Below are 2,789 nucleotides of genomic sequence, written 5' to 3'. Positions count from 1 at the left end.
TTTTTGTATCGTGGTCTCTGAGATGTTTTTAAGAGAAATGGGGTATATTATGAAAAAACTCACAATTCTTGATTATGTTAAAGAAACACCAGGCGTATTAAGAACAAATATTGAACAGTATACTACACTAGTTGATCCATTGATGAAGGAAGTGCAACAAAAAGAAATCAAACGTATTTTACTTGTTGCTTCTGGATCAAGTCATAATGCTTGTTATTGTGCTAGAAGTTTTGTGGAAAAAGTAAGTGGTTTAGAAGTTAGAATCATTACTCCATATACATTTACGTACTATGAAAATGATATTAAAGAGAACGACTTAGTTTTAGTGGTTACACAGAGTGGTTTAAGTACAAATGCAATCGAAGCATTAAAAATCATTAAGAAAAAAGAATGTAAAGCTATTTGTTTAACAGGAAATAAAAACAGCGATGTAAAAGATGTTGCGGATGTTGTGATTGAATATGGTGTGGGCGAAGAATTAGTTGGTTATGTCACAAAAGGTGTTTCTTCACTTGCGTTATTCTTAGATTTATTCGCAATTGCGTATTCTGGAAAGACTGAATATTTGGATGAATTAAAGAAAGCAGCTGATTTAAATGAAGAAATGATTGATCGGGCTACAAACTTTATTCAGCGACATTATAAGAATTTCACATCTATGTCCTGGGTTTACAGTTGTGGAGCGGGTGCCAATTATGGAACAGCACTTGAAAGTGCATTAAAAATGGGTGAAACCATTCATATTCCAAGCTGCTGCTATGAAATTGAAGAGTATATTCATGGACCAAACCTTCAATTAACGCCACAATACAATGTGATTTTCTTTGATGGAAACGATGGTGCAAGTCGACGCGTAGAACAAGTATATAAGGCTACGCGAAAAGTCAGCAATCGAGCTTATTTAATTTCAAACAATCCTCAATTATCAAGTGATGATCATGTTTTAAGTTTGAGTGATACTGTATCAAGCGAATTATGTCCACTTGTATATCTACCATTTGTACAATTATTAAGCTTTATTGTTTCAAATGACTTACACTCTATTTATCAACATCCATTATTAAAAGAATTTAAGGCTATTGCTGCTGCAAAAACGGAGAATTTTGTGAATTATGATGGAGACGATTAAAACTGTTATTTTTGATATGGATGGTGTGATCTTTGATAGTGAAACCATGTATATAAATGATTTGATAAGATTTTTTAAACAGCATGATATAGAAATACAAGTAAGTGATTGTATTCCTCTTATTGGTATTGATAGTAAATTATATTATGAACAAGCATACACAATGTGGAACAACAAAACAGATTTCATGACATTTAAAAATATACTTCAAGAATATTTTCGTTCATTTGATTGTGATTATAAAGCGGTCGTTAGACCTCAGATCTATTCCGTTTTAGAATACTTAAGTAAACATTATAAAATAGCGTTAGCATCCTCTTCTAGTTTATATAGTATTAATACTGCATTGGATCAGGCTGGTTTAAAAAAGTATTTCTCACTTATAGTAAGTGGTGAACAATTCAAAGAAAGTAAACCAAATCCAGAAATATATTTATATACAATCAAAGAATTGAATGTGAATAAAGATGAAGCTATTATTATTGAGGATTCATCTAAAGGAATATTAGCTGCAAATAGAGCTGGTATTAAGGTATTGGCTTTAAAAGATGATAAGTTTGGCTTAGATCAGAGTCAGGCAGATATAATTATTAATGAATTAAATGATATTATAAAGTTGATTGAGAAAGGGGCATAAAAGTATGAATGCTATGTTAATTGTCGCTATAGTGATTGCTATTATTGGTACTATTCCAGTAATCATCAGAAAGAAACTCCTAAAAAATTATCTAACATTACTCCAAAACAATGATATTAAGGCAATAAAAGACTTAATGGCAACTAAACTAGCTAAGATATGTATTCCTCCATTTAATAGGGAATATTTACTTTTAAATGCTTATCTAAAATTAAAAGATGACAAACAAATAGATACTCAAGTAAACAATATAATGGATCATGTTCCTATGAATTCTAAGCAGAAGTCTGCTCTCGCAAAATCAGTATTCTATATATATGTAGATAAGAAGAATGCATCTATGATTGATCGTTTGTTGGAAATGGTTAGCACTACAAATGATCATGCCCTATATAGACAGATGGATATGGTTAATGATACTTTGATTAGTGGTGGAATTAAGTATTATGATGAATTGAAGTCTGATCTAGAAGATGAAGAATATACTAAAAACAATGAAGATACTCCCTATCTCGAATTCTTATTATCAGTTATCTACAAAAATATGGGTAATGAATCAAAAAGCAAGGAATATAAGAATAAAGCCTTAGAAGACAGTAAAGGAACTGTATATGAATCTTTAATTAAATCCCAAAATTAATAGGATGATTGAGAAAATTTCGCACTGAAAGACAACTTAATGGTTGTCTTTTATATTTACCAGAATATTTCTATCACATCAACATAATTATGCCATAATTATGTTGATGAAAGACAAACTATAAGTAACTGAATATATCGACCATTGTGTTTGAATGTGTTTAAATATGATCATAAAGGGAGTTTTAAAATGAACACATCAAATATCATAAATTATAAATTGAAGTTTTTTGCTGAACTTTTAGGCGTATCTGTTAAGGCATTATAACGTTGAGATGGAAAAGAAACTTTAAAGGCAAACCGAACCCAAACTAAAGGCATTATTATACTTATAATCAGCATTTACTAGATCAAATTGCATTTTTAAGATGGTTTTGTAATGTA

General features: G+C 30.2%; 3 protein-coding genes. All 3 read left to right on the top strand.

All coding sequences use genetic code 11. The features are described 5' to 3' along the window. Positions 1-1,129 (top strand): SIS domain-containing protein (locus ACT8VG_RS09590; protein WP_444195733.1); only part of this gene is annotated, 1,129 nt, incomplete at its 5' end. Next, on the top strand, positions 1,113-1,766 hold the full coding sequence (locus tag ACT8VG_RS09585) for an HAD family hydrolase (RefSeq protein ID WP_444195732.1): 654 nt from the start codon (positions 1,113-1,115) through the stop codon (positions 1,764-1,766). The genes ACT8VG_RS09590 and ACT8VG_RS09585, both read left to right, overlap by 17 nt. A gap of 4 nt (positions 1,767-1,770) precedes the next feature. Beyond that, positions 1,771-2,406 carry a hypothetical protein gene (locus ACT8VG_RS09580; protein ID WP_444195731.1) on the top strand — a complete coding sequence of 212 codons (636 nt, stop codon included), beginning with the start codon at positions 1,771-1,773 and terminating at the stop codon, positions 2,404-2,406. The last annotated feature ends 383 nt before the right edge of the window (positions 2,407-2,789 follow it).

Source organism: Catenibacterium sp., from assembly GCF_052354645.1.
Classification (GTDB): Bacteria; Bacillota_I; Bacilli_A; order Erysipelotrichales; family Coprobacillaceae; genus Catenibacterium; species Catenibacterium mitsuoka_A.
This window is presented reverse-complemented; position numbering and strand designations above follow the sequence as displayed.

Bases quoted from the DNA above. Each gene is read 5' to 3' on its own strand.
- ACT8VG_RS09585 (WP_444195732.1), top strand. From the start codon at position 1,113: ATGATGGAGACGATTAAAACTGTTATTTTTGATATGGATGGTGTGATC.
- ACT8VG_RS09580 (WP_444195731.1), top strand. From the start codon at position 1,771: ATGAATGCTATGTTAATTGTCGCTATAGTGATTGCTATTATTGGTACT.